This window comes from Brucella pecoris, from assembly GCF_006376675.1.
Taxonomy (GTDB): domain Bacteria; phylum Pseudomonadota; class Alphaproteobacteria; order Rhizobiales; family Rhizobiaceae; genus Brucella; species Brucella pecoris.
The window spans coordinates 245,441-270,768 of sequence record NZ_VEWK01000003.1 but is presented as its reverse complement, the minus strand read 5'-3'; the positions used below and the strand labels follow the sequence as shown (position 1 = coordinate 270,768).

The following is a 25,328-nucleotide window of genomic DNA, read 5'->3' as shown; positions in this document are numbered from 1 at the left end:
GTAGTCGAGCCTCGGCGGCCAATAAAAAACCGGCCTTGCGAAAACGCAAAAGGCCGGTAACGAACCGCGGCCTTTTTTAGCGAATTCTTTAACGTGGCTGCAAGCCGGCCGGCCAAATCACCACGGAACACTTTTCCATTATGCCTGTTGAGTAGAGCCGTCAATGCCGAAACCGTCTCGTTTCGGGAAAACTACATCCCGTACGTCTCGACAATGCTCGGATTCCTGCGGAAAACCTGGTTTCAAGCTGCTCCAAGGGTTGGCATTGACGCTGCGACCGGTCAATGGTCTTTGTCAAGCAATGCGACAGCAGCGGCCCAAAAATCGGAATCGATTTTTGGAAAGCGCGATGCGTAGATTCAAAAAGTTAGGGCGACCTTTGTGCATCCAAATAGACGCACGGCGCTCTAGGCTACGGAGTATCGGGTTGATGATGCAGAAAGATGCTGGAATTCTGGCGGATGCGGATATTTCCGCACTGTTTGAAAGCGGTTTGCTGGCGTCTACACGCCCCCTTGATCCCGATCAGATACAGCCTGCAAGCCTCGATCTGAGGCTTGGTGCAAAAGCTTATCGTGTCCGCGCCTCCTTCATGCCGGGTCCGGGCACGCCGGTGCTCGATAAGCTGGAACGTCTGAAGCTGCACGAGATCGACCTGACCGCCGGTGCGGTTCTGGAAACGGGCTGCGTTTATATTGTTCCGCTCCTCGAAAGCCTGGCCCTTTCGCCCGACCTTTCTGCCTCCGCAAATCCGAAAAGTTCAACGGGCCGTCTGGATATCTTCACCCGCGTCATTGCGGACGGGGCGCAGGAATTCGACAAGGTGCCTGCCGGATATAATGGCCCGCTTTATCTGGAAGTCAGCCCGCGCACATTCCCAATCGTCGTGCGTACGGGGTCGCGCTTATCGCAGATACGCTTCCGCAAGGGGCGTGCCCAGCTTGACGAGGCTGAACTCGCTGCACTGCACAATGCCGAAACGCTGGTTGCGGCCGAGATGCCGAATATCTCCGGCGGCGGCATCGCGCTTTCGGTTGATCTTTCGGGCGGTCCTGACAGGCTGATCGGCTACCGTGGCAAGCACCATACGGCCGTGGTCGATGTGGACAAGCGCGCCGCGCACGACATTCTTGATTTCTGGGAGCCGATCCATGACCGGGGAGCGCGTGAACTCGTGCTTGATCCGGATGAATTTTATATCCTCGTGTCACGTGAGGCCGTGCATGTTCCGCCGCTTTACGCGGCTGAAATGACACCGTTCGATCCATTGGTTGGCGAATTCCGGGTCCACTACGCAGGCTTCTTCGATCCGGGCTTCGGGCATAGCGCTGCGGGAGGAACCGGTAGCCGTGCCGTTCTGGAAGTTCGCAGCCATGAGGTTCCGTTCATTCTGGAGCATGGGCAGATCGTCGGGCGTCTGGTGTATGAGCATATGCTGCATCGCCCATCTGCGCTTTATGGTGTTGATCTCGGTTCCAACTATCAGGCACAGCAGTTGAAGCTTTCCAAGCATTTTCGTTGACTATATCAGCCTCCTCCAAGCAGATATAGTTTAGGGTGGAGGAGAGCGACCTAAGTGACCAATGGAATTGAACGGGATCAGGTCAAGAAGCTGCAAGCGGCGACAGATGTCACGCAACGCAGGCTATCGGTTGGTATTGTTGCGCTACCGGGCTTTACGCTGAGTGCGCTTAGCCTTTTCCTCGATCCTTTTCGCCTTGCTGCGGATGATCGCGACAAGAGCCGTCAGATACGCTGCGCGTGGAAAATCTGTACGCTCTCAGGAGATCCTGTCACATCCAGTTCCGGTATGGTGATCGAGCCAACCGCTCCTATTGGTGAACTCGACGATTGTGATTACGTCGCAGTTGTGGGTGGATTGCTCGCGCAATATCGGCCACGACAACAGGCATTGGTCGATCTTATCAAGCGCGCCGATCGACGCGGGAAGACCGTGGTTGGCCTTTGCACGGCTGCCTTTCTGCTGGCGGAAGCCGATCTTCTGCCGGATCGCAATTGCTGTGTGAGCTGGTTCCATCGCGACGACTTCCTGGAGCTTTTCGACGGTTATAGTGCCGATACGACCAGCCTGTTTCATCGTAGCGGAAGGCATTTCACCTGTGCGGGCGGGTTAGGTACGGCATCGCTGGCGCTTTCCATCATACAGAACGAGATTTCCGAGGAACTGGCGCGCAAGAGCGCATCCATTCTTATGATCCCCTATGAGCTTGTGCGTTCCGAGCAGCCCGCCCTGAGCTTCAATGGCGTGCGCTCGCCGATGATCCGCAAGGCAATCCGGATTTTCGAAGAAACGCTGGAAGACCCTGTACCGATGATCGACGTCGCGCGTCGGCTGGGAATTTCCGTTCGTCAGATGGAGCGTGGTTTCAGGCTCGCCCTCGAACGAACGGCATTCGAGGTTCGCGAGGAGCTTCGGGTCAAAAAGGCCAAGGAACTCTTGTCTGAAACAGGCCTGTCGCTGCTGGAAGTGGCTGTTGCAAGCGGCTTCACCGATACGCGGAGCATGAACCGCTCATTCACACGACAAAAACAGAAGGCACCGCGCGATTACCGCAAACAGCGATAGGCAAGCACAAAACTTGCGAAGGCTGCGCGGACAGCCTATTTCTTGCGCCATGAATCTGCCGCTCTGGCGAATAATACCAAAGCCCGAGGGTTTTGGTTAAGCCCGAGTGGTGATTGAACTTTTTCAAGGCGTGATGCGTTCGCATCGCAACGCCTTGGCATACAGACACACAGGAGATTTGCATGTCGGATGGTGTAAACCGTTTTCTTGGCGATACGCCCGCTCGTATCCTGATCAAGCTGGTGCTGATTTCGCTGGTCGTCGGCGTGGTTATGAGCGCGTTTCACTGGACGCCCTATGATATTTTCTATGGCATCCGCGATTTCTTCCTGCGCCTTTGGAATATGGGCTTTTCGGCAATTGCAGGCTTCGTCGATTATTTCATCCTTGGTGCGGCAGTCGTTATCCCTGCCTTTATTTTGCTCCGTATCCTCAGCTATCGGAAATGAACTCGAGCGGTTCCTATTTTAATCGTCGGAACCGCTCTAGCAGTTTGTTTCATCGCATTGTCCTACGCAAAACCGTTTCACACTTTTGCTGGAAATGCTCTTGGTTCGGTAATTGGACAGCTCAGGCAGGCAATGCAGCAAGAACAAGGATTAACACTGACCCGGCGGGGCTTTCTGGTCATCGCTGGAGGAGCGTTGGCGGTGTCGGCGATGCCTTTGAATAGAGCATTGGCTGCTGGAGATAACGACCCCACCCCGATTTTCAACGCTATTCGCAAGGCAAACGGATTGCCATTGATGGCGACGGATTCCAAGCTGGAACAGGCTGCGCTTTATCAGGCCCGGCGTATGGCGAGTTATGGAAAGATCGGTCACAGTGTCGGTTGGGGTAATGGTTTTGTCGCGCGACTGCGCCAAGCGGGTATCCGCGGTCCCGCAGCAGAAAACGTGGCATCGGGACAGCGTGATACACAGGCTGTCTTCGACGCGTGGATGAAATCGCCAGGCCATCGCAAGAACATGCTCGATCCGACTTTCGAGCATTATGGCCTTGCCTGGGCCACGCCCGAAAGCAAACCCACCTATATGTACTGGGCTATGATGCTCGGATTGTAACCGCTTCGTTTCTCCTGACAGTTCGCTGTCAGGAACTGCGACAACGCGGTGGCCGAATTATCTGTAGTTTCGAGTGATTCCAGAGTAGATGATCCTGATCAGAGGGCATGCATTCGGGACAAGCATTAATGGATCAGTCGCTGCAACGTGCTGGTGGCGTAACAAGGCCGTTCGACGTAACGCATCGGATGGTGATGCTTATCGCCATTCCCATGACGCTTGCCGCAGTCACGACGCCACTTCTCGGGCTCGTCGATATGGGCGTTGTCGGTCAGATGGGGCAGGCCGAGCTGATCGGCGGTCTGGCGATCGGAGCGCTTGTTTTTGATTTCCTGCTGTCGTTATTCAATTTCCTTCGCTCCGGCACGACCGGACTTGTTGCGCAGGCTGTGGGTGCGGAAGATGCTGTGGAAGAACAGGCAATCTTCTGGCGAGCAATCATCATAGCGGTTGTGGCCGGCAGTCTGATGATCCTGTGTCTGCCGATCATCGTGGCCGTCTCATCCACCTTCATGCATCCCACGTCCGCCACACAGGAAGCCATGGCGACCTATGTGTCGATTCGCATGTTGTCGGCACCAGTCGCGCTCATCAACTATTCGATACTGGGATTGGTTCTTGGGCGTGGGCAGGGCTTGGTCGGCCTTGGTCTTCAGGTGCTGCTCAATGGTATCAATATCGTGCTCTGCATCATCCTCGGGCTCGAACTGGGCTGGGGTGTTACCGGTGTTGCCTGGGCAACGGTGACCGGCGAAACCGTCGCTGCTCTTGTTGGCATGTTCATCGTACTTCGGCATTTCCGTAAGGATGCATCGCTGCGCCCGAACTGGGCGCGGATCGTTCAGAAACAGGGTATTCTGCGCATGTTCGCGGTCAATCGCGACATCATGATCCGTTCATTCCTGCTGCTTACAGCTTTTGCGTTCTTTACACGGGCAGGGTCCGACCTCGGTCCGGTCACCCTTGCGGCCAATGCGGTGCTGATGAACTTTTTCCTCGTTGCCGGTTTCTTTCTGGACGGGATGGCAGCGGCTGCCGAGCAAATTGTCGGGCGGTCGATCGGAGCGCGTTACAGTCCAGCGTTTGTGCGGGGCGCCAAGCTTACTTTCGTCTGGGGCCTGGTCATGGCGAGCATTATTGCTTTTTTCCTGCTGGTTTTTGGCGATGCGATCATCGGCCTGTTGTCCAAGGCGGAAGATGTTCATGCCGAAGCCTTGAAATATCTGCCCTGGGCGGCGCTGACAGGGATTACGGGATTGCTGGCTTTCCATATGGACGGCGTTTACATCGGCGCCACATGGTCGCGCGACATGCGCAACATGATGTTCCTGTCGCTCGCATTCTTTATGGTTGTTCTTTATGTAGCAAAGCCCGTGATGGGCAATCACGGGCTTTGGCTGGCTCTCAACCTATTTCTGTCTATTCGTGGCGTCACGCTTCTGGCGATCCTGCCGCGACGTTATCGTACAGAATTCGTCACTTGATTACGCGGGTAGTTCGCGCCTGGCCCATTCCTTGGCGTCCCGGTCGCGCAATGCGGCGATATTGGCAACGCCCTCGCGTTTTACAGCAGCCGACAGGCCGCGCACAATTTCAGCAGGCAGGATCGGTCCGCGATAGATCAGACCTGTATAAAGCTGGACGAGATCGGCGCCTGCCCTGATCTTTGTCAGCGCTGTTTCAGCGCTATCCACGCCACCGACACCGATCAGCGGCATGTCAGGACCGACGCGTTCGCGCATCCGGGCAAGAACGATGGTGGAGCGGTCGAAAAGTGGTGCGCCGGAAAGCCCACCCGTTTCATCGCGGTTGGCAGTGCTTTTCAATCCGGTACGTGAAAGCGTCGTATTGGATACGATAATGCCGTCCAGCTTCTGCTCAGTTGCCTCGGCAGCAATATCGTCCAGTTCTTCATCGGTCAGATCGGGTGCGATCTTGAGGAAAACGGGACGCTTCAGGGTGCACATTTTGCCTTCTTCGTTGCGGGCATCAAGCACACGGCTCAACAGCTCCCGAAGGCTGTCGCGAGCTTGAAGATTGCGCAAACCCGGTGTGTTGGGCGAAGAAATATTGACCGTGAAATAGCGCGCTAGCTGATAGAAGCGGCGAATGCCGGCAACATAGTCGGCAATGCGGTCTTCTGCATCCTTGTTGGCTCCGATATTGACGCCCACGATGCCGCTCTTGCCTGCACGTTGTGACAGGCGTTTAAACGCCGCATCATGGCCTTCATTGTTGAAGCCGAGACGATTGATAACCGCTTTATCATCCACGAGGCGGAAAATGCGCGGGCGTGGATTGCCGCTTTGCGGGCGCGGTGTGATGGTACCGATTTCGGTGAAGCCGAAACCAAGTTTCAACAGCGCGTCTGGCACTTCGGCATTCTTGTCATAACCGGCCGCCATGCCCAGCGGATTTGGAAACTGCAGGCCCGCAACCTTGACGGAAAGAGCCGGATCGTTCGGCGCACCGCAGGTCACAAGACCTGTCTTCAGGCCAGCGATGGAAAGGCCATGTGCCTGTTCCGCGTCGAAGGCAAAGAGGGCGCGTCGCCCAAGAGTTTCAAAAAGCCCACTCATTAATCTTCCAGCTCCGGAAAAATGTGAAGACCATCGTCGCCCAGTGGCAAGATTTCAACCTTCAAGACCGCAGCAAGCGGCAGCTCGCCATAAAGATGAGGAAAGAGGGCCCCGCCACGTGAAACTTCAAACTTCAATGCTGCGCCAAGCGCGGAAGCATTCACACTGATCAGAAGCAGATTCCGCTGGCCCGCAAAATGCTTGGCTGCCGTTTCCCGCACCTGTGTTGCAGTGGAGAAATGGATATAGCCATCGGCAATATCAACCGGAGCCCCGGTAAAACTACCAGCCTGTTCTGCTTGTGCCCAAAGGTCGCGCGGAGCGATCTTATAGATGATCTCATTGGTCATGGCTGCTCTCTAGACCGAAATTCTTCGGAAATCAAAGTCCCGCATGTTCGATTTTCGTCGTAAACGTCCCATATGATGGGGACATCTCAAAGAGAAGTTGAAGGGAATTGCATTATGTTGAACAGAAAGACATCGATCATCCGTAATCTGGCTGCTGTTGCTCTTCTCGGTTCAGCGCTCGTTCCGGCCAATGCGCTTGCGCAGGAAAATGGACGTTTTCGGCTGGAAGGCACGGAAACCGGTTATGTCCGTCTGGACACCAAAACCGGGGCAATCTCGACCTGCACGGAACAGCAGGAACAGCTCGTCTGCAAGATGGCGACGGAGGATCGCGAGGCTTATGAGAACGACATCGCCGATCTGCAGGATCGTGTAGAAAAGCTTGAAGGTAAGGTTTCGGCTCTTGAAGGGAAAGGCGGAAGTGCCGCTTCCGGCCTTCCGAGCGAGGAGGAGTTCGAGCAATCCATGAGTTATATGGAGCGCTTCATGCGCCGTTTCATGGATATAGCGAAAAGCTTCGATAGCGAGCCGGAAAGCCCGAGCGGTGGAGCAGCACCGGGCGGGCGAACCTGATGATAAAGAAAAAGGCGCTATACGGCGCCTTTTGATTACTGGGCGAAACGCTTTGTCGCTTCGATCAATTCATGGGTAATGCCGGGCTCCGTGACGGCGTGCCCCGCATCCTCGACGATCTTGAGGTCAGCTTCCGGCCACATCTTCTTCAACTGCCAGGCATTGATAAACGGTGTGCAGACATCATAGCGGCCATGGATGATCACGCCGGGAATGTGTCGGATCCGGTCGACGTTGCGCAAAAGCTGGTCATCGGAATCGAGGAAACCGCGATTCTGGAAATAGTGGCATTCAATACGTGCAAACGCGATGGCGTACTGATCTTCGCCAAAGGCGTCGACACGATCCGGGTCCGGCAGAATCGAAATGACCGAGCCTTCCCAACGTGCCCAGCGCCGCGCTGCTTCAAGCTGGACCTGTGGGTTGCGATCAGTCAGACGCTTGTAATAAGCGGCAATCATATCGCCGCGTTCTGCTTCCGGTATATGCTCCTGATAAGCCTCAAAGTGGTCCGGAAATAGAATGCTCGCGCCGTTGGAATACATCCAGTCAACTTCGAAACGGCGGATCATGAAAATGCCGCGCAGAACAAGCTCTGCCACACGATCGGGATGGGATTGCGCATAGGCAAGGCCGAGCGTCGAACCCCAGGAGCCGCCGAAAACCTGCCACTTCTCGATACCGAGATGCGCGCGAATATGCTCCATATCAGCCACAAGATCCCAGGTCGTATTTTCACGCAGTTCCGCATGTGGCGTGGAACGACCGCAGCCGCGCTGATCAAACAGGATGATGCGGTAGCGCTCAGGGTCGTGCAGACGACGCATGGTTGGCGTGATGCCGCCGCCGGGGCCGCCATGGATCATGATGACCGGCTTGCCGTCTGGGTTGCCGCATTGCTCGATATGGATTCGATGCAGTGGAGAAACCTGAAGCATCTCTTCCTTGAACGGTTGGATCTCTGGATAAAGCGTATGGCGCGTCATGAAATGCCTTTTTGGTTCCCTTCCATTTAGCTGGCAGGGCCGTTCCTATATTATTTCAACGCTCAGCCTAACATAGAATGCGGCCAGATGGCGGCAAGGCGTAATGTGAAAAGGGGTTAGCAACGTGAATTTTGGTTGCCCACGCCAAAAAACGGCATAAAACGGAATGGTTGGCTGATTAGTCAGCACCGCGAGGGAGGAGACCTGAAACAATGGCGCGCGAGGCTCATGCACTTCATCATCGCTGACGATCACCCGCTTTTCCGGGGAGCACTCAGGCAGGTCCTTTCGGGGCAGTCACAGAGTGTGGAAATCATCGAAGTCGGCGATTTTGACGCCGTCAAGAAACTGGTCGGCGAGCGAGAGGATATCGATCTTCTGTTGTTGGATTTGACGATGCCGGGCGGAACGGGACTTTCCGGCTTGGTGACGTTGAAAGCCTTGCAACCAGCGCTTCCGGTCATCATCGTCTCGGCAACAGACGATGCAGCAACCATCCGCCATGCGGTCGAACTCGGCGCTTCAGGCTTTATCTCGAAATCCGCCAGCATGGAAACCATTGGCGAGGCCGTGCACACCGTTTTGGCAGGTGATATCTGGACGCCAGACGATATTGAACTGGATCATACGCACGACCCTGAAATCGAAGCGCTCATTGCGCGGCTGCGCACATTGACCCCACAGCAGACACGCGTGCTGACCATGCTTGCCGAAGGTTTGCTGAACAAGCAGATTGCCTATGAGCTCGGTGTATCGGAAGCTACGGTCAAGGCGCATGTTTCGGCTGTGCTGCAGAAACTTGGCGTTGACAGTCGTACCCAGGCGGTCATTCTGCTGTCACGCATTGGCAATGATGCTCTGAACGCGGATTGAATGCTGCGCGGTTACTGAGCAGCATTCTGCGCCGACGAATTGTCCTGCCTCGCATGATAAAAATGCGACAGCAGGGAACGCAGTGCAGCGGGCCGAAGCGGCTTGTGTAAAACCGTGACGTTCTCATCTTCAGCCCGCTGGCGGACTTCCTTTGAACGATCGGCCGTCAGCAGGATAGCCGGTATCTCCACCTGAAATGTCTCGCGTGCAAAGCCGATCATATCCAGACCGTTTTCGTGCAGAAGATGATAATCTGCGACGATTACATCAGGAGGGGCGGAGTGATCGGCACAATAGTTCTTCAATGCCGTTCCGCTACTTAGCGTCGTGACCCGGCAACCCCAGCCGCGAAGCAGTGTTTCCATTCCGGACAGAATACTGGCGTCGTTATCGATACACAGAACATTGAGACCGGTCAGCTCCAGCGCTCGTTGCAGGCCGCGGCGGCTCTTCACTTCATCGGTGGCTACTTTTTCCTGCGAGATGGGAATGCGCAGGGTGAACATGGTTCCCTTGTCTGGCGTCGACGAAAGCGACAACGGCAGCGACAGCAGCCTTGCGATACGGTCGACGATGGAAAGGCCAAGCCCCAGCCCTTCCGCTTCCCTCATTCCCTCATCCAGTCGTGTGAATTCCCGGAAGACAAGTTTCAGTTTCTGCGAAGGAATGCCAATGCCGGTATCAAGCACCTGCAATTCCACAAAGGATCCTCGACGTCGGACACCAAGCAAAATGCCGCCCCTCCGGCTATATTTGATCGAATTGGAAACAAGGTTCTGGATCAGGCGTCGCAGCATGTTGCGATCAGTTCTGACGACGATACTTGACGGCACAACACGCAACTTCAGCCCCTTGGCGGCTGCGAGAGGAGAAAAGTCGGTTGCGATCTGACTCATAAGCTTGTCGAGACGAAATACCGACAGGTCCGGTTTAAGAGATCCAGTGTCCAGACGGGAAATATCCAGCACCATACCCAGAATGGCTTCCACCGCTTCCAGCGAGGAATCGATGTTGCGTGCGAACTCACTGGTTTCGGAGCGTCCAAGTTTTTCGGCAAGCGCGGTACTGTACAATCTTGCTGCATTGAGCGGTTGCAGAATGTCATGGCCTGCTGCTGCCAGAAAGCGTGTCTTTCCTTGATTGGCTTCTTCCGCTGCCGTTTGAGCCTTGGCGAGCTGCTGGTTGACGCGGGTCAGTTCTGCCGTGCGATCCGCTACGCGCTGCTCCAGCATTTCCGCTGCCTTCTGACGTGTGACATCGGCTTCGACTGCCGCCGTGATATCGGTATATGTCGCGACAAGGCCACCGTCCGGCATGGGGTTGGATTGAATTTCCAGTACCTTGCCAGTCGATTTCATGTCGATGCGCCACGGCTGGCGCGCGGCCGCAAGCGAGCGGATCACGCCATTTTGCGCATTGAACGAGATATCGCCCCGGCGGTGCAACTGTTCCGCGATTTCCGAAACGGGGATCCCGACCTGCATCACTTCATCGGGAAGATCGAAAAGCTTGCGGAACTGCCGGTTCCAGCACGTCAGCCTCAGATCCTTGTCGAGCACGGTAATGCCTTGTTCCATCTGATCGAGAGCGGTCTGCAGCAGATCGCGGTTCTGCTGCAATGCGATCGAAGCATCGTCAAGGAGCTGTCGCGCGTCACGCCCGGACGCGTCCCCCTTCTGCAACAGCAGTGACAGGACAAGGCGTGCCGATGCGGAGCCGACGGCTGTGCCAAGAAGCTGTTCCGCATGGCGGATCAGTGGTGTGTCGACGGTCATGCCTGGATCAAGACGCCGCTGTTCCCTTCCTTCAAACCGAAGAAAGGCGCGTTCGACGCGTTCAGCGCCGAGATAGCGCGCCATGGTGGCTTTCAGTTCGGCGACAGTGACAGTTGTGCGGAAGCGCTTGAGTGTTGGCGTGCCGATAAAATAACGCGGCAGGAAGATGCTTGCCTGAATGCGTTCGAGTGGCGTCGAGGCGCGCGAAAGGGAACCAAGAATGTAGAAGAGTGTATTGGCAGCAAGGCTCCACATCACACCGTTGGTCAAGGGGAGAGCGTTGGTTCCGAAAAGCGCCTCGGGACGCAGGGCCGTAAAACCAAGAAAGCCATCGCGCAAAATCGCGGCATTTTCCGGTGCCATGGTTGGCAGCAACAAAGTGTAGGCCCAGATAAGAAATCCGGCTGATAGTCCCAGCATAGCGCCACGTCCGTTTGCATTGCGCCAGAACAAGCCGCCGATGAAGGCGGGAACGAATTGCGCAATTGCGGCAAAGGAAACGAAGCCGATCGAAGCCAGATGGATGTTGTTGGAGGTAAAGCGATAATAGGCGAATGCCAGCGCCAGAATGCCGATAATGGTGAGGCGGCGTGTGTTCAGAATCACCTTGGTGAGGTCACGCTGTTCTGCAGCCTGTTGCTTTGCCAGTCGTCGGATAAAAAGCGGCAGCACGAGATGGTTGGAGATCATGATCGAAAGCGCAACACAGGCGACAATGACCATCGCCGTTGCTGCCGACAATCCGCCAAGGAAAGCCACGAGCGCGAGCCAGTGGGCACCCGCCGCGAGCGGCAGAGCCAGAACGTACAAATCTCCGCTGACATTGCTTCCGAGCGTCATCACGCCGATCAGCGCAATGGGAAACACGAAGATATTGATGAGCACCAGATAAAGCGGAAACAGCCAGGAGGCGGTGCGCAGTTCCTTTTCGCTCCGACTTTCCACCACTGTCACATGAAACTGTCTCGGCAGCATGATGATGGCCGCAGCACTGAGCGCGCTTTGCACGATCCAGGTGCCGATGGATGTCTGGTAGTGGAACGCTTCCAGCGCCGCCGGCGATTGGGAAATCTGATTGATTAGCTGCGACGGAGCGCCGAACAGAAAGAAGGTGCAGGCAAAACCAACGGTCAGGAAGGCGCAAAGCTTGATGACCGATTCCAGAGCCACCGCCAGGATGAGGCCATTCTGGTGCTCCGTGGCGTCGGTATGGCGCGTACCGAAGAGGATTGCAAAGACAGCGAGCACAGCGGCAACGGGCAGCGAAATATCGCCGAATATGAACACTGACGGATCGACTGCCGATCCATAATGCTCCATGACCAGTCCGACACTCCCGGAAACAGCCTTGAGCTGGAGAGCGATATAGGGGATCGAGCCGACGGCTGCGATGCAGGTCGCGAGAGATGCTACACCAAAGCTTTTGCCATAGCGGGCAGCGAGGAAGTCGGCAATTGACGTGATGTGTTCGGATTTCGCCAGTCGAACGATGTGCCGCAGCAACCTGTTGCCGAGCGTAAAGACGAGAATAGGCCCGATATAGATCCCGAGGAATTCGAGGCCGCGCTGTGCCGATAAACCGACCGAGCCGAAGAAGGTCCAGGACGTGCAGTAAACAGCCAGGCTGAGCGCGTAAATATAAGGGCGTGGAGCACTGTTCCAGCGCGAGGTACGCCGGTCGCCGATACTCGCTACCGCAAAGAGTAGCAGCAGATACAAAAAGGCGGCGCCAATAATACCCCAGCCCTGCATAGTCGGCTTGTTCCCTCACTCCTCAATTATGATTTGACGCAAGCACTTTCGGCAGGTTCGCGCAAGATTAAAGCGCATCCCAAATAGTGCGAAGCGGCTTTTGGATAAGATGCGCGTTTAAATAAATTGATAGAGTATCTCCAGCGATTCAAGCGGAACAGGAGATGCTCTGTTGATGAAAAACAGTGCGTTTTTGCCGCTTCATCTTTTCTTTGGTAATTTTCGCCTACAAACTAGGAGTGTGATCCTGAAAAGTGCACGTCGCTTTTCAGGACTGCGTTTGAAATGGCAGAGCGCGTTTCGGTTCCGTTGTTGGAAAACGGCTTTGCCATCCATTGCCAGTTTATCTGGTGCCCAGGTTGATTTGGCGAACGCCACCGCAGCAGGACGGCCCCAGCGGTCTGCGTTCGTGAGGGAGACAGGTTTAATGCTAAAGGAATTCAAGGAATTCGCCCTGAAGGGCAATATGGTCGATCTGGCCATCGGTGTCATCATCGGCGGGGCGTTCGGCGGCCTCGTCAACTCCATCGTCAATGATATCATCATGCCGATCATCGGTCTGATCACTGGTGGTATAGATTTTTCGAACATGTTCATACAGCTTGCAGGCGAACCCAGAGCCACGCTGGCGGCTGCCCGCGATGCCGGTGCGACCATTGCTTATGGCAATTTCATTACGCTTCTCATCAACTTCCTGATCATCGCATGGGTATTGTTCCTGGTGGTGAAAGCGATGAACCGTATGAAGAAGAAGGAAGAAGCAAAGCCGGAACCGGAAGCCCCGCGCGAAGAAGTTCTGCTGACCGAAATCCGCGATCTTCTGGCAAAGCAGAAAGCCTGACCGATCCGGGACCAGTGAATGAAAGCGGAGCCCTTGTGGCTCCGTTTTCTTTTGATCCATAAATGCGGTTGATCTGACCATCACAAAAAGCCGCGTGATTTCGCTGACGGCCCTTGATAAGCACAAAATCAAAATCGAAATTCAACGCGGGGAAATCATGACGCTCATCGCCAATCTTCGTCGGGAAGCTGCTCTTTCGCCGGAAAGCGGTATTGTGGCGGTCGCCAATCACGGGCGCGGACGCGAAGGGCTAATTCCGCTTTGGGTCGGCGAGGGCGATCTATCGACGCCGGACTTCATTCGCGCTGCTGCTCAAAAAGGGATCTCTGACGGAGAGACCTTCTATACCTGGCAAGCTGGCATTCCCGAGCTGCGGGAAGCACTCGCGCGTTATCATGCGCGCCATTTTCCGCTGTCTCTGAAACCGGAGAATTTCTATGTCACCGGTTCTGGTATGCACGCCATCGAAATGGCGCTGACAGCAACCGTTGGCACGGGTGAAGAAGCGATTTATCTTTCCCCGGCCTGGCCCAATTTTGTTGGCGCGGCTGGTCTCGCGGGGGCTGTACCGGTTCCGGTCGAGCTGGAATTGGGTGCCAATGGCTGGATGCTCGATCCGGAGAAAATCGCAGCCGCCATCACCCCGCGCACAAAAGCGCTCTTCATCAATACGCCGTCCAATCCCACTGGCTGGACGGCGGATCGCGAGACATTGCAATTCATTCTCGATCTTGCGCGCAAGCATGGTCTCTGGATCATCGCCGACGAGATTTATACCCACTTCTATTATGGTGGCGGTCGTGCTCCATCCTTCATGGATATTATGGAGCCCGATGATCGCATCATCTTCGTCAATTCGTTCTCCAAGAACTGGGCGATGACAGGCTGGCGTGTTGGCTGGATGACAGTTCACCCGTCATTGGGGCCGATCATTGAAAATCTGATCCAGTATTCGAACTCGGGCGTCGCGCAATTCATGCAACGCGGTGCCGTCGCAGCTCTTGATGAGGGTGATGCCTTCATTTCGATGCAGGTCGAGCGGGCGCGGTCCACACGGGATCGCCTGTGTGCTGCGCTATTGTCGACAGGCAAAGTTCGCCTGACGCCGCCACAGGGCGCATTTTATCTTTTCTTCGGCGTGGATGGTGTTGAGGATTCCGTTAAGGCAGCCATCGATATGGTGGACAATGCCAATGTCGGCCTGGCACCTGGCAGCGCGTTTGGCCTCGGCGGCGAAGGTTTCTTCCGCCTTTGTTTCTGCCGGGACCCGAAACAGGTGGATGAAGCTGCAAGGCGGCTTGTGCGCTGGATCGAAAAGCTCTGACAAAAAAGGCCGGTTCAACCGGCCTTTTTATTTGAGTGTTCAGCCTATCAGCCGCCCGCTTTGGAGACCATCAGCGGAATGATTCGTTCGGAACTGGCTGGCTGTGAAACAGTGGGCTCAGCATAAGGAATGCCAAGTGCATTCCATACCTCCAGCAAAGCCTCCTTGAGACCGTCGATCAAGGCGTCGTCATGCAAAGGCGACGGTGTGATGCGCAGTCTTTCGGTTCCGCGTGGGACGGTCGGGTAATTGATCGGCTGGATATAGATACCATGCACTTCCAGCAGGCGATCGCTGGCTTTCTTGCACAGTTCAGGATCGCCTACCAGAATTGGCACGATATGCGTTTCCGACGACATAACAGGAAACCCTGCAGCGGAAAGCACGTCCTTGGCGCGCTGGGCCTGACGCTGCTGGCCGTCGCGTTCCACCTGCGAGGTCTTCAGGTGCCGGATGGCGGCCGTTGCGGATGCGGCGACTGCCGGAGGCAGGGAGGTGGTGAAGATGAAACCCGGAGCATAAGACCGAACGGCATCAACAATTGCACGTGAGCCGGTGATATAACCGCCGAGCGCGCCAAAGGCCTTGGCAAGCGTGCCCTCGATAACATCAATGCGGTGCGCAAGGCCGTCACGTTCGGTAATGCCGCCGCCACGCGCGCCGTACATGCCAACGGCATGAACTTCGTCAATATAGGTCATGGCATTATATTTGTCGGCCAGGTCGGCGATTTTCTCGATTGGCGCTATGTCGCCATCCATCGAGTAAACGGATTCGAACACGATCAGTTTTGCGCGCGTCGGACCGGCTGCTTTCAGAAGCTGCTCCAGATGCTCGACATCATTGTGACGGAAAATCTTCTTCTCCGCACCCGAACGACGCACGCCTTCGATCATCGAAGCATGGTTCAGTTCGTCGGAAAGGATGAGACAGTTCGGCAGCAGCCGGGCAATCGTTGAAATCGAAGCTTCATTGGAAACAAAGCCAGATGTGAAAACGAGACCGGCTTCCTTGCCGTGCAAATCAGCAAGTTCGTTTTCCAGTTCGACCAGCGGATGGTTATTGCCGGAAATATTGCGCGTCCCACCGGAGCCTGAGCCCGCGTTACCAGCCGTATCGCACATAGCCTTGATCACGTCGGCGTGGTGTCCCATGCCAAGATAATCGTTGGAACACCAGATGGTGATTTCGCGAGCAGTGCCATTGTTGCGCCAGATAGCTCGGGGGAAGCGTCCAACAATGCGTTCAAGATCTGCAAAAACGCGGTAACGCTTCTCGGCGTGCAACTGATCGATCGCTTCTTCGAAAAAACGGCGATAGTCCATAATGCGCTCCTTAGTCTGTGCCCTAACTAGCGCTTTTGGTACTTGCCGTCCATGGCGCATTCGTGGGCAATTTGCCACGTTTGCGTGAAGCAGCATTGATTAAAATCAAGCAAATAGGCTCGACACCAAAAATAGTGGCGAGCAATTTCCATCACGAACCATGACGGAATATCGCGCAGAGTGATCGGCTTCGACACAGAGTTGCTTGAATGATGAGCAACCAAACATCAGTTAATACTAATATTCATAAAAGCTCGGTACCTGTATGAAACCAACGCAGACGGTGATGAACTATCCGGCCTCGACGGCGGGGGACTGGATGCCGTATTGGCGCGCGTCACCGATGCGCCATTTGCGTTTGCGATGGCGGCATGTGCAGCTTTCGGTTCCGAACTACAAAAACAAGGCAAATCTTATTGCCGCGTCTGGGAGCTTCGAGCCTTTACGACCGGACGATCTTCCGCTTGTCTGCGTTGTCCGCAATGCGGTGCCCTATATGAAGTCCTTCCTGCGTTACTATCGCGAGATGGGTGTTACGCGTTTCATCGTCGTCGATGACCGATCGGACGACGGAACGACCGAAATTTTGTCCAGTGCGCCTGATGTGGACTTGTTCTGTTCGAACATGCGTTACGCACAGGCTGATCGCGGGCGTGTCTGGCGCGATGCCCTGTTTAATCTCTACGGACGACAGCGCTGGTATCTATCCGTCGATGCCGACGAGTTCTTCGTCTTTCCGAGAATGGAGCAACGGAATATCCGCTCATTTATCCGCGAATTGGAGCAGAATGGAATTCGTCGCTGCCTGGCACCGATGATCGACATGTATCCCGGTGGATTGTTGCGTGACGGCGTCTTTGTCGATGACGGGGCGAAGTATCCGTTCGAGGTTTCCTCACATTTCGACGGTGACGGTTATACAGCGAAACCGGAGAAGTTTGGGGTGGCAGTGCGCGGTGGGCCGCGTTTACGCTTGTTCGGGCGTAGTATGCGGCTTTCTAAATTCCCGCTCATGTGGGTCGACAAGAAGACGGACTATCGCCGGGGCAGCATTCACGGACCGGGACCATGTTTCCGGAATTTTCTTCCGGCAACAGGAGCTCTTCTCCATTACCGCTTCTCGTCACTTTCAGTTGGCGAGTTCAAGCGCATTGCATCGGAAAAAAGCCATGCGGGTGGTGCTGAGCACTACCGCGCAATCGTCGAGAATGAGCGTTTTTCCGACGATCTCTCACTCGTCTATGAAGGTTCGGTTCAATATACGGGACCAGCCTGCCTTGTGGAGCGCGGCTTCATGGCCGATATGAGCGAAACTGAGCATGGTACCAAGCCGAAGAGACGACTTAGCGCGTAAATGTCTTCCGCAGGAACTGCAATAAGATGTCATTACGCCTGATCGTGAGGCGCGGAATGCCGAATGGATCGTCAGTTGATCGCGCACGGCGTTTTTCTGTGGTTGTGGCGTTTTTATAGCCCGCAGCTTCGACGATCTTTCGGGTGGCTGCGTTTTCTCCACCGTAAGGATAGGCGAAAGATGTGACTTCGCTGCCGAGCAGGTCTTCGATTTTTATGCGTGATTGCTGGATTTGCGATGTGGCTTCCTGCTCGTTCGCTTCCGGCAGGAAAATATGGTCGAGCGTATGGGAGCCGACTTCATGACCAAGATCTGCCCATTCGCGCAATTCGGCTACGCCCATGCAGTTGGCGCGTGCAACGCCGATCTTCTGATCCCAGAGATTGAAACCGCCGATCTGGTTGGCGACGAAATAATTCGTGGCGGTGAACCCAAATTCCTGCAGCACGGGCAAGGCGTTGCGGAAAACATTGTCGAAACCATCGTCAAAAGTGATGACGGCGACTTTGCCTTGCTTCCCACCATAAATGTAAGGGATTGCGTCCTTCAACGATAGGCCACGATAGCCCAGCCGATTCAGCCAGACCATTTGCTGGCGAAAACGATCCGGGTGGACGGTCATGCTGCGATAGGGCGCGCGATGCGTCGGCGGCACATCAATCTGGTGATAAAGAAGGATCGGAACTGGCACGGGAAACCTCAGCTAGCTGCGCGCGAGCGCGATTTTATCTTCCAGCGGTAAAGCGGCCGCAAGATTTCACGCTTCAGCTTGTCCGGTAAGGAGCGCGATTTCTGGATCGTGCTGCCACCGAGCCGCACCGAAACTTCCCGCACTCCGCCGGGAAGGACGGACAGCGGTTTTAGCCCGGTGACCCAGTTCATCTGCGCTGTGGTGTCGACCGGCCGATCGAAGACTTGCGTTGCTGACAGCAATCGCTGCGCGGCCTCGCGCCCGACAAGCTGTGCAACCATGCCAAGACCAACCGGTACCGGCTCAATGATCTGCAACGTTTCGGTGTTCAGCACCACGCGCCCGCTTTCCCGCGCACGAAAGGGAAAACGAATGAAACTATCGGGCTGAAGAACCTGGCAAGCCGCTGAATAAGCTGCTGCAAATTCCGATGTCAGTTCAACATCATCTTCCAATATAAGACCTGCATCCAGCCCCTGATCGACAATTGCCTGCCAGGCCTTTCGGTGCGAAAGAAAACAGGCGATTTCGTTCGTGCTGAGTTGAAATGGATAGCGGGGCTTGTGCGCTGATCGCCGATAAACGCGGCTTATCGTTTGCGCATCGAGTGTGCGCCCATCGACGGCTTTGACCACATCGGTTTCTACAGGCAGCTTTCGAATGAGCTCTTCAACTTGCGGCTGCCGGTCGGTGGCGCGCTCCAGATGAATGATGAAAGCCTTGACGGCCCTCTGCGGGCCGCCATTAGGGGTGATGTCAGGACGCGTTTCGTTCATGGTCCTTATCTACCTTGCAGCGCACAAAAAGCTCAAGGTATTTTGCAGATCAAACCGGCTTCCAGCCCGGCTCGACGCTATCGGCTTCTGCCCGCCACAAATCGGCGTAGTCGACATTCTGCCAATCCTTGAACCATGGCCCGCCACGCGTATAGTGCACGACTTTCGGCAGCCCGGTTTGCGGCTTCTCGTTCCAGCCTTCCAGCCAGTTATAATCCGTTGGTAATGCGCCGATTTCATCATCGGCAGCCCATTGCATGCGGTGCAGATACGCGCCGGTTTCGCGATTGATCAGCTCCGGCGTCAGCTTGCGCGTCGAGGGGTGCTCGCAGTTGAACAACATGCAGGAAGACCAGTTCTTGCGCGGATAGCTGGTCTGCACCTTGCCATCCATCTTCACGCTGTCCTTGGGTTGATAGTCGTGCTGAACGCAATAAACGGCCTTCGAAGGATCATTATAAGATTGGAGGCCAGCAATATCGCCAAGGAAAAGAAAGTCGCAATCGCAGAAAAGTGCCCACCCTTTGTAGCCCGCAAGCCATGGCGTGAAAAACCGCGAATAGGTAAATTCCGTCGATGCCAGTGGATCGACTTCCCGTGTGTAGGCCCCTTGATCGACAAGGTCCTGCAATTTGATCGGCACGATCTCAAGCGGGATAGAGGAATGCTTCAATGCGGATGCTTTGGCGACTTCATATGCGATGGGCTCGCGAGAATCCCATCCGATGAAAATGCGTAACGGTTCACTCATTCATAAGCTCCTCTAAGAGATTGTGTCGTGATCGTCCCCACGTTTTCTGCCGGAAACACAGTGATGGCACCGGATTACTGGATAAGGCTGATACGTCCGGATTGGACTTTCTGTTCAACCCAACGGCGTTCGTCTCCCCAGGTGTGGCGTTTCCAGCCTTCCCAGGTGAAGCCGCAGATTTTCACGTCCCAGCTTTCCTCCGGACATTTTCCGAGCATGTACCAGATGCCAAAAAAGCCAGTGCTTGGAAAGGCTTTGCTTATATTCTCATCGGTTACACCCAGCTCTTTGCATCCGGCCAGATAGAATTGGGGTGGCATTATCCGGATTTCCTTGCCGGCAGAGCCGACAACTTCGATGGTTTGCATCGTCCAGTCGCCGCGCCGTCCCTTGAGACGAGAGAGGAAATTCGGACCCGGATGATACTTGCGGATGATGCTCGGATGATAAGCGAGCATCACTTCCTTGGCTGCCTTGAAAGTCGGTGTCTGTACGAAGCCCGGATCGCGTAGCCGCCGCTGCATCGGCTTGCTGGAGGTTGCCAGCATCAAAAGATCCGTCCGGGTGCCACTCATGCCGATGGATTGCTTGGGCTCATTGAAGCGGACAACGAAATCCGCCGCATCCACTTCGGCGGAAAGATCGCGCGGCAAAGGCGCGTTACCGACGATGAACAATGTCTTCTTCAGCAATATGCACTCCAACTCTGATTAGAATGAATCGGTGCCAGTTTCGACATAGTAGGTATATCTAAATTAGAATTACAGAATAATTACAATAGTGGGAGGTTGTTCTGTTGGGGGAGATTGGAAATCCGGGAAAAATGCTAGGATTTCGCAACCCTCACGGCAGCTATGCAGGATACGCACTTCTCAAAAGACGGAGAAAGGCGGAAGCTCTTCATTGGGAGGAAGATAAAAAAGGGGATACCGCCATGAATCTTCGTACCCATTTCCATCGCTGGATGCAGTATCGCGAAAATATTCGTGAATTGAGTGGTTGCACTGACCGCGAGCTTTATGATCTCGGACTTTCGCGCGCCGATATTCATCGTGTCGCACGCGAAGCGGCTTTTGCTTGAACCAGCAGGTGAGGGCCGTTTCCTCGTTTCGGGAACCGGCCCTGCTTCGATCCGCCAGACCCTCTAATGCCTAGTGGTCTGATTCCGACATTTGCACCCCTCCGTTACTGACGTCGGACAAATGTCGGAATCAAAAAGACCACTAGCAAGTTTATGAATCGAGTGGATTTTTCGAATTTGACGTTTGAAACAGCGTTTCAGTTGATCGGGATTCAAACGTCAAATTCAATCCACTACGCGTCACCCGGCTTCTTGAAGCGGATGTGAATATCGTCGCCTGCGAGGTCGAAACCTGCATAATTGCGCTGAAAGGCAATGAGCGCATCATTTACGCCCTTTGAAAAATCGTCTTCCTGCACGTCGATATGGTGCCGGTAGAGGATTCTGTCATCCTTATAGAATATAACCTGACCTTCCATCATAGCCTCCTTCTGATGAAGCGCAGAGCAGAAATCCGTCGGCGGTTTCAGGCGTCATGCGCTTTGAAACGGGTGGGTAGAGCAATGTTCTACACACGGGCTTATGGCTGAAGCGGTGCCAAGGGCACTTAATTCAGTCGGTACATCTATTGGAGATAGGCGACGGGGCGGACGTTTCAAGACGATGCGGTGCCGGTCCCGGCTTTACTCAGTTCGAGCCAGGCACGAGCGGCGTGAGACAGGAATGCGCCTTTTCGCCAGATCAGCGCCAAATGCCAGTTCACATCGGCGCCTTTGATCCTGTGGATGCGCACGCCCGGGTGATGCCGCTGTTCCGCGATCATTTTCGGCAGGAAGCCGATGCCCATGCCTGCCGCTACCAGCTCAACGATGAAGTCGATCTGACTGGAGCGGACCGCAACGTTTGGAGAGAATCCATGCGAACGACATGCATCAAGGATGATATGATTGAGAGCAAAGCCGCTCTCGAAAAGGATGAACGGCAAGCTGGCAATATCCTGCAGCGAAACGCCGTCGCCACGCGCAAGCGCGTGGTTTGTCGGAAGCAGTGCCACCACCGGTTCGCATCGCACGTCCTGCCATTCGAAGCTGTCTTCGACAGGCAGAAGCGAAGCCGCGAGTTCCACATTTCCGGCAAGCAGCAGTTCCTCCAGCCTTCTGCTGCCGTGCTCAACCAACTGAATATCGATCTCTGGATAAAGCTTCGTATAGGCCGCGAAAACGGGAGCGAAAAGCACGCTGGACCCGATGGGCGGCAGGCCGAGTTTCAGGAGGCCGCGCTTGAGACCGCGCAGTTCGTCCAACTCGGCCAGCATGTCGTCCTTTTCCGCCAGCATGGCAACTGCGCGACGAAAAACAATCTCACCGGCTGTGGTGAGGCGGGAGGGCGAGATTTCGCGATCCAGCAGAACCAGCCCCAGTTCGTCTTCAAGCTGTCTGACCGCCTTGCTGACGGTCGACTGGGTCGCGTTGATGGTTTTCGCGGCGGCGGAAAAACCGCCTTGCCGCACCACTTCGACAAAGGCCTGGAAGCTGCGCAAGTTCATGAGCCATTCTATTACGGAATAGCTGCAATGAAATCAATTCATTTCTAGAATAGCGTCCGAGGACCTATATTCACCGATGAAAATGCATCAGTCCCCGTTGGAAAAGCACATGAACGCCCACAGCCTCTTGATCCGGTTTCGTTACGCCCTGCATCACAGCCGTCTGATGCAGATCGCGACGCTGGTTGGCTTCTGGTTGGCGGGTGAGCTTTTCGTCCGCCTGGTCGGCCTGCCGCTTCCGGGCGGAATTGTCGGTATGGCGCTGGTGCTGGCTCTGCTTCTGAGCGGCCGTGTCAGTCTGTTCAGCATGAAGCGTGGCGCAGAATGGTTTCTGGCAGAGATGCTGCTTTTCTTCGTTCCAGCGGTCCTTGCCGTTCTCGAACATCAGGAGCTGATCGGGCTGCTTGGCCTGAAAATCATGGCCGTAATTCTGCTGGGCACGTTGACGGTTATGAGTGTCACCGCGTTGACGGTTGACCTCTGCTACCGCTGGAGTCTGCGTTATGTCGCTAAGTAACCCGCTTGTAGCAACGCTTTTCTGGTCGGCCGCAACGATCCTGCTCTATCTTGCGGCCAAGCGCGTTTATCGCCGCTTTCCTATGTGGTGGCTGACGCCGCTTGCTGTCACCCCCTTGTTGCTGATGGCGCTGGTCGTCGGGCTCAACCAAAACTATCGCGGTTATTTCAGCGCCACCCATTGGCTGGTCGCGCTGCTCGGACCCGCGACGGTGGCTTTTGCAATCCCGATTTACCAGCAGCGCGCAACGATCCGCCGCTATTGGCCGGTGCTTCTGGCAGGCGTGGTCGTGGGAAGTTCGTCTGCCATGCTGTCGGCATGGGGTCTGGCGCATCTGCTGGGGCTCAACGAAGCGATCAGCCTGAGCCTGATGCCCCGCTCAATGAGCACGCCATTTGCGATGACCGTCTCGGGCGATATTGGTGGTACTCCCGATCTCACTGCAATCTTTGTGGTATTGACCGGCGTGTTCGGGGCGGCCCTCGGTGAAGTGATGCTCAACTGGTTGCCGATCCGCTCGGCTTTGGCACGCGGAGCCCTTTTCGGCATGGGTGCGCACGGTGCAGGCGTGGCCAAGGCTCACCAGATTGGCAGTGAGGAAGGTTCGATTGCCGGACTGGTCATGGTGCTTGTCGGTCTGGTGAATGTGCTTGCGGCACCGTTGATTGCCCACCTTTTGTAAAGAATTGATTTTACACATGATCCTCCCATTAAAAGCGCCCGGTTTCCGGGCGTTTCTGTATTGGCGACCTTGCCTTTTTCTTGAGCATCAACGTCTTTGCATAACTGATATGCATTAATGGCCGTTGCTGCAGAAGGAGTCGCCGGGTAAACATTTGTTCATCGAGTTCACTCCTCCTCCCAGAACTCGATAACGAATACGGCACTCCTCCTCCCAAGCCGTATTCAAGATCAGGCCGCGCATCCTCCTCCCGCGCGGCCTTTTTCTTTTTCTACCCCCCGTTATCCTGTTTCGATCTCGTTTCCCTGCGTTGACAATGCGTAACCGCGCGGCCCCATAGGCAACCCGTGTCATCTGCTCTATCTCTGAGTTTAACTTATGAATCGGGGAGAAAGTGCCTATGATCAGCGGCATCCACCACATCACCCTCATCACCCGGAAAGTGCAGGCGAATGTCGATTTCTACGCCGGCTTTCTGGGCTTGCGTATTGTCAAGCAGACGGGCGGGTTTGAAGATGCCGAGCAGTTGCATCTGTTCTACGGTGATCGCTCGGGCACGCCCGGCTCCTTGATTACATTTCTGGTATGGGAGGATGGCTCCAAGGGCCGTGTCGGCCATGGTCAGGTTAGCGAAATCGCACTTGCCATTGATCGTACTGCCATCGGTTTCTGGCTCGAGCGCGCCTTGCGTTATCACGTGCCTTCCGAGGGACCGGTTCAGGAGTTCGGCGAGCCCGTTCTGCGCCTGCGCGATCCCGACGGTGTGATCGTCAAACTGGTCGGCTGCGATCTAGCTGCCAACGATGCGTGGGAAAGCGAAGGTATTCCCGCAGCTTTCGCCGTCAGGCGTTTACGGGCCGCAACCATTCTATCCGAAGCTCCAGAACAGACCGCCGGTTTCATTGAACGCTATTTCGGTTTCAAATTTTCGGCGAAAGAAGGTACGATAGACCGTCTTCTGTCGGATTCCGGCGATGTCATCGATGTTCGCGACGCGGGTGGCTTCTGGCCAGGTATTCCCGGCACCGGCATTGCCGACCATGTCGCTTTCCGTGCCGCCGATACCGGCGAAGTGGAAAAGGCGGAGAAGGAGCTTTCGAAGCTCAACTCGAGTGCCGTCAATGTGCACGACCGCAAATATTTCACGTCGCTCTACGTCCGTGAACCAGGCGGAACGCTGTTCGAATTTGCAACCGATGCACCGGGCTTCACAATAGACGAGCCGGTTGAAAAACTGGGCCAGTTCCTGTTTGTGCCGCCGGGCAATGAAGAAAAGGCGGATGCTATCCGGGCACGGATGCCACAATTCGCTTTGCCGGGCGATGAGCGCATCATCTATCGCGACCTGCCTTTCGTTCACCGGATACACCAGCCGGAAGATCCGGATGGCAGTACGCTTTTGCTTTTGCACGGCACCGGCGGGAACGAAAACGACTTGATGCCTTTCGCCCGGAAGGCCGCGCCGCGCGCAACCCTTCTGGGGGTACGTGGACGCAGCACGGAAGAGGGTATCCAGCGCTGGTTTCGCCGCTTTGATCTGAAAAAGTTCGATCAGGCCGATATCCGTTTTGAAGCACAGGCATTCGAGGCTTTTGTGGAGGGAGCCGCCGCCGCTTATGGCATCGATCTGAAGCGGACGGCTTTTATCGGCAACTCCAACGGTGCAAATCTGCTAGCAGCCTTCATGCGTTTGCATCCGCATGTCGTTCGCACGGCAGTGCTTCTGCGCGGTCAGGAGGTTCTGGAAGAACAGCCCGACGGTGCAGATTTGTCAGATGCTTCAGTGCTCCTGATGAACGGCGCTTCCGATCCTTTTGGAGATGTGGCGGGAGCACTGGAAAACGTCCTCAGAGAAGATGGAGCTACTCTCACGACCAGACCGGTCGATGCCGGGCATGCGCTCATCGAAGACGATATCCGCATTGCAGGCGACTGGCTTCGGGATAAGCTATGAATGATAA

The 25,328-nt window shown here is 55.3% G+C and carries 25 protein-coding genes and 1 riboswitch; of the genes, 14 read left to right on the top strand and 11 right to left on the bottom strand.

From position 1 onward, the window contains the following. Positions 1-54: 54 nt before the first annotated feature. Positions 55-134: riboswitch (SAM riboswitch) on the bottom strand. Positions 135-430: 296 nt separating this feature from the next. The 5 genes from FIB18_RS07885 (at position 431) to FIB18_RS07865 (ending at position 5,135) form a co-directional block, all read left to right on the top strand. Continuing rightward, on the top strand, positions 431-1,522 hold the full coding sequence (locus FIB18_RS07885) for a 2'-deoxycytidine 5'-triphosphate deaminase (protein WP_140020170.1): 1,092 nt from the start codon (positions 431-433) through the stop codon (positions 1,520-1,522). Positions 1,523-1,576: 54 nt separating this feature from the next. After that, on the top strand, positions 1,577-2,587 hold the full coding sequence (locus FIB18_RS07880) for a GlxA family transcriptional regulator (protein ID WP_140020169.1): 1,011 nt from the start codon (positions 1,577-1,579) through the stop codon (positions 2,585-2,587). Between the two features lie 182 nt (positions 2,588-2,769). Continuing rightward, positions 2,770-3,036, top strand: a complete 267-nt coding sequence (locus FIB18_RS07875) for a DUF6460 domain-containing protein (RefSeq protein ID WP_105543134.1) — start codon at positions 2,770-2,772, stop codon at positions 3,034-3,036. A 132-nt stretch (positions 3,037-3,168) separates the two neighbouring features. Then, a complete protein-coding gene (locus FIB18_RS07870; protein ID WP_140020168.1) occupies positions 3,169-3,651 on the top strand; it encodes a CAP domain-containing protein in 483 nt (160 codons plus the stop codon). A gap of 128 nt (positions 3,652-3,779) precedes the next feature. Further along, entirely contained in the window at positions 3,780-5,135 is a 1,356-nt protein-coding gene (locus FIB18_RS07865; protein ID WP_140020167.1) for an MATE family efflux transporter, read from the top strand. Here FIB18_RS07865 and FIB18_RS07860 read toward each other — a convergent pair whose 3' ends face one another. After that, on the bottom strand, positions 5,136-6,230 hold the full coding sequence (locus FIB18_RS07860; RefSeq protein WP_140020166.1) for a quinone-dependent dihydroorotate dehydrogenase: 1,095 nt from the start codon (positions 6,228-6,230) through the stop codon (positions 5,136-5,138). Beyond that, positions 6,230-6,580: a DUF952 domain-containing protein gene (locus FIB18_RS07855; RefSeq protein ID WP_140020165.1), complete on the bottom strand. Its 351-nt coding sequence runs from the start codon at positions 6,578-6,580 to the stop codon at positions 6,230-6,232. Before FIB18_RS07855 ends, FIB18_RS07860 begins: the two co-directional genes overlap by 1 nt. A 114-nt stretch (positions 6,581-6,694) precedes the next feature. Between FIB18_RS07855 and FIB18_RS07850 the strand changes: the two genes are divergently transcribed. Continuing rightward, entirely contained in the window at positions 6,695-7,153 is a 459-nt protein-coding gene (locus FIB18_RS07850; protein WP_168436570.1) for a hypothetical protein, read from the top strand. Between the two features lie 35 nt (positions 7,154-7,188). Here the strand turns inward: FIB18_RS07850 and pip are convergent, their stop codons facing one another. Then, positions 7,189-8,139, bottom strand: a complete 951-nt coding sequence (gene pip, locus FIB18_RS07845) for a prolyl aminopeptidase (protein WP_140020164.1) — start codon at positions 8,137-8,139, stop codon at positions 7,189-7,191. Positions 8,140-8,367: 228 nt separating this feature from the next. Between pip and FIB18_RS07840 the strand changes: the two genes are divergently transcribed. After that, on the top strand, positions 8,368-9,012 hold the full coding sequence (locus tag FIB18_RS07840) for a response regulator transcription factor (RefSeq protein WP_140020163.1): 645 nt from the start codon (positions 8,368-8,370) through the stop codon (positions 9,010-9,012). Positions 9,013-9,023: 11 nt separating this feature from the next. Here the strand turns inward: FIB18_RS07840 and FIB18_RS07835 are convergent, their stop codons facing one another. Continuing rightward, positions 9,024-12,539, bottom strand: coding sequence for a PAS domain-containing hybrid sensor histidine kinase/response regulator (locus FIB18_RS07835; RefSeq protein WP_140020162.1), 3,516 nt, complete (start codon positions 12,537-12,539; stop codon positions 9,024-9,026). 427 nt (positions 12,540-12,966) lie between these two features. On the opposite strand from FIB18_RS07835, the gene mscL reads away from it, so the two are divergent. Then, the gene (mscL, locus tag FIB18_RS07830; RefSeq protein WP_140020161.1) at positions 12,967-13,380 is read left to right on the top strand and encodes a large conductance mechanosensitive channel protein MscL; all 414 of its coding nucleotides are present in this window, start codon (positions 12,967-12,969) and stop codon (positions 13,378-13,380) included. 157 nt (positions 13,381-13,537) lie between these two features. Next, on the top strand, positions 13,538-14,704 hold the full coding sequence (locus FIB18_RS07825) for a pyridoxal phosphate-dependent aminotransferase (protein ID WP_140020160.1): 1,167 nt from the start codon (positions 13,538-13,540) through the stop codon (positions 14,702-14,704). A 47-nt stretch (positions 14,705-14,751) separates the two neighbouring features. On the opposite strand, the gene hemA is transcribed toward FIB18_RS07825, so the two are convergent. Beyond that, positions 14,752-16,029 (bottom strand): 5-aminolevulinate synthase, encoded by a 1,278-nt coding sequence (gene hemA / locus FIB18_RS07820; RefSeq protein WP_140020159.1) that lies wholly within the window; start codon positions 16,027-16,029, stop codon positions 14,752-14,754. Between the two features lie 265 nt (positions 16,030-16,294). Between hemA and FIB18_RS07815 the strand changes: the two genes are divergently transcribed. Beyond that, positions 16,295-17,383 (top strand): glycosyltransferase family 2 protein, encoded by a 1,089-nt coding sequence (locus FIB18_RS07815; protein WP_140020158.1) that lies wholly within the window; start codon positions 16,295-16,297, stop codon positions 17,381-17,383. Here FIB18_RS07815 and FIB18_RS07810 read toward each other — a convergent pair. The 4 genes from FIB18_RS07810 to FIB18_RS07795 form a co-directional block, all read right to left on the bottom strand. Continuing rightward, complete coding sequence (locus tag FIB18_RS07810) at positions 17,373-18,074, bottom strand: polysaccharide deacetylase family protein (RefSeq protein WP_140020157.1); 702 nt, start codon at positions 18,072-18,074, stop codon at positions 17,373-17,375. The genes FIB18_RS07815 and FIB18_RS07810 overlap by 11 nt on opposite strands. Before the next feature lie 8 nt (positions 18,075-18,082). Further along, a complete protein-coding gene (locus tag FIB18_RS07805) occupies positions 18,083-18,850 on the bottom strand; it encodes a glycosyltransferase family 25 protein (protein WP_140020156.1) in 768 nt (255 codons plus the stop codon). 49 nt (positions 18,851-18,899) lie between these two features. Then, positions 18,900-19,601, bottom strand: coding sequence for a glycosyltransferase (locus FIB18_RS07800; protein WP_140020155.1), 702 nt, complete (start codon positions 19,599-19,601; stop codon positions 18,900-18,902). A 74-nt stretch (positions 19,602-19,675) separates the two neighbouring features. Further along, positions 19,676-20,290, bottom strand: a complete 615-nt coding sequence (locus FIB18_RS07795) for a glycosyltransferase family 29 protein (protein ID WP_140020366.1) — start codon at positions 20,288-20,290, stop codon at positions 19,676-19,678. Between the two features lie 107 nt (positions 20,291-20,397). On the opposite strand from FIB18_RS07795, the gene FIB18_RS25445 reads away from it, so the two are divergent. Beyond that, positions 20,398-20,682: a DUF1127 domain-containing protein gene (locus FIB18_RS25445; RefSeq protein ID WP_407921850.1), complete on the top strand. Its 285-nt coding sequence runs from the start codon at positions 20,398-20,400 to the stop codon at positions 20,680-20,682. Positions 20,683-20,915: 233 nt separating this feature from the next. Here FIB18_RS25445 and FIB18_RS07785 read toward each other — a convergent pair whose 3' ends face one another. Both FIB18_RS07785 and FIB18_RS07780 read right to left on the bottom strand, forming a co-directional pair. Then, positions 20,916-21,101, bottom strand: a complete 186-nt coding sequence (locus FIB18_RS07785) for a hypothetical protein (protein WP_140020154.1) — start codon at positions 21,099-21,101, stop codon at positions 20,916-20,918. Between the two features lie 176 nt (positions 21,102-21,277). Next, positions 21,278-22,168: a LysR family transcriptional regulator gene (locus FIB18_RS07780; RefSeq protein WP_140020153.1), complete on the bottom strand. Its 891-nt coding sequence runs from the start codon at positions 22,166-22,168 to the stop codon at positions 21,278-21,280. A gap of 109 nt (positions 22,169-22,277) precedes the next feature. On the opposite strand from FIB18_RS07780, the gene FIB18_RS07775 reads away from it, so the two are divergent. The 3 genes from FIB18_RS07775 to FIB18_RS07765 all read left to right on the top strand — a co-directional run bounded on the left by FIB18_RS07775 (position 22,278) and on the right by FIB18_RS07765 (position 25,321). Further along, complete coding sequence (locus FIB18_RS07775; RefSeq protein WP_061345013.1) at positions 22,278-22,685, top strand: CidA/LrgA family protein; 408 nt, start codon at positions 22,278-22,280, stop codon at positions 22,683-22,685. Next, positions 22,672-23,367 (top strand): LrgB family protein, encoded by a 696-nt coding sequence (locus tag FIB18_RS07770; RefSeq protein WP_140020152.1) that lies wholly within the window; start codon positions 22,672-22,674, stop codon positions 23,365-23,367. The genes FIB18_RS07775 and FIB18_RS07770 overlap by 14 nt, the downstream gene beginning before the upstream one ends. Before the next feature lie 400 nt (positions 23,368-23,767). Beyond that, positions 23,768-25,321 carry a VOC family protein gene (locus FIB18_RS07765; RefSeq protein ID WP_140020151.1) on the top strand — a complete coding sequence of 518 codons (1,554 nt, stop codon included), beginning with the start codon at positions 23,768-23,770 and terminating at the stop codon, positions 25,319-25,321. The last annotated feature ends 7 nt before the right edge of the window (positions 25,322-25,328 follow it).

Coding starts and splice junctions, on each gene's coding strand:
- FIB18_RS07865 (WP_140020167.1), top strand. CDS start 3,780: ATGGATCAGTCGCTGCAACGTGCTGGTGGCGTAACAAGGCCGTTCGAC.
- FIB18_RS07855 (WP_140020165.1), bottom strand. CDS start 6,580: ATGACCAATGAGATCATCTATAAGATCGCTCCGCGCGACCTTTGGGCA.
- FIB18_RS07850 (WP_168436570.1), top strand. CDS start 6,695: ATGTTGAACAGAAAGACATCGATCATCCGTAATCTGGCTGCTGTTGCT.
- FIB18_RS07870 (WP_140020168.1), top strand. CDS start 3,169: ATGCAGCAAGAACAAGGATTAACACTGACCCGGCGGGGCTTTCTGGTC.
- FIB18_RS07860 (WP_140020166.1), bottom strand. CDS start 6,230: ATGAGTGGGCTTTTTGAAACTCTTGGGCGACGCGCCCTCTTTGCCTTC.
- FIB18_RS07815 (WP_140020158.1), top strand. CDS start 16,295: ATGAAACCAACGCAGACGGTGATGAACTATCCGGCCTCGACGGCGGGG.
- FIB18_RS07785 (WP_140020154.1), bottom strand. CDS start 21,101: ATGGAAGGTCAGGTTATATTCTATAAGGATGACAGAATCCTCTACCGG.
- FIB18_RS07800 (WP_140020155.1), bottom strand. CDS start 19,601: ATGAGTGAACCGTTACGCATTTTCATCGGATGGGATTCTCGCGAGCCC.
- pip (WP_140020164.1), bottom strand. CDS start 8,139: ATGACGCGCCATACGCTTTATCCAGAGATCCAACCGTTCAAGGAAGAG.
- FIB18_RS07875 (WP_105543134.1), top strand. CDS start 2,770: ATGTCGGATGGTGTAAACCGTTTTCTTGGCGATACGCCCGCTCGTATC.
- hemA (WP_140020159.1), bottom strand. CDS start 16,029: ATGGACTATCGCCGTTTTTTCGAAGAAGCGATCGATCAGTTGCACGCC.
- FIB18_RS07840 (WP_140020163.1), top strand. CDS start 8,368: ATGCACTTCATCATCGCTGACGATCACCCGCTTTTCCGGGGAGCACTC.
- FIB18_RS07780 (WP_140020153.1), bottom strand. CDS start 22,168: ATGAACTTGCGCAGCTTCCAGGCCTTTGTCGAAGTGGTGCGGCAAGGC.
- FIB18_RS07835 (WP_140020162.1), bottom strand. CDS start 12,539: ATGCAGGGCTGGGGTATTATTGGCGCCGCCTTTTTGTATCTGCTGCTA.
- FIB18_RS07805 (WP_140020156.1), bottom strand. CDS start 18,850: ATGAACGAAACGCGTCCTGACATCACCCCTAATGGCGGCCCGCAGAGG.
- FIB18_RS07775 (WP_061345013.1), top strand. CDS start 22,278: ATGAACGCCCACAGCCTCTTGATCCGGTTTCGTTACGCCCTGCATCAC.
- FIB18_RS07885 (WP_140020170.1), top strand. CDS start 431: ATGATGCAGAAAGATGCTGGAATTCTGGCGGATGCGGATATTTCCGCA.
- FIB18_RS07825 (WP_140020160.1), top strand. CDS start 13,538: ATGACGCTCATCGCCAATCTTCGTCGGGAAGCTGCTCTTTCGCCGGAA.
- mscL (WP_140020161.1), top strand. CDS start 12,967: ATGCTAAAGGAATTCAAGGAATTCGCCCTGAAGGGCAATATGGTCGAT.
- FIB18_RS07770 (WP_140020152.1), top strand. CDS start 22,672: ATGTCGCTAAGTAACCCGCTTGTAGCAACGCTTTTCTGGTCGGCCGCA.
- FIB18_RS07765 (WP_140020151.1), top strand. CDS start 23,768: ATGATCAGCGGCATCCACCACATCACCCTCATCACCCGGAAAGTGCAG.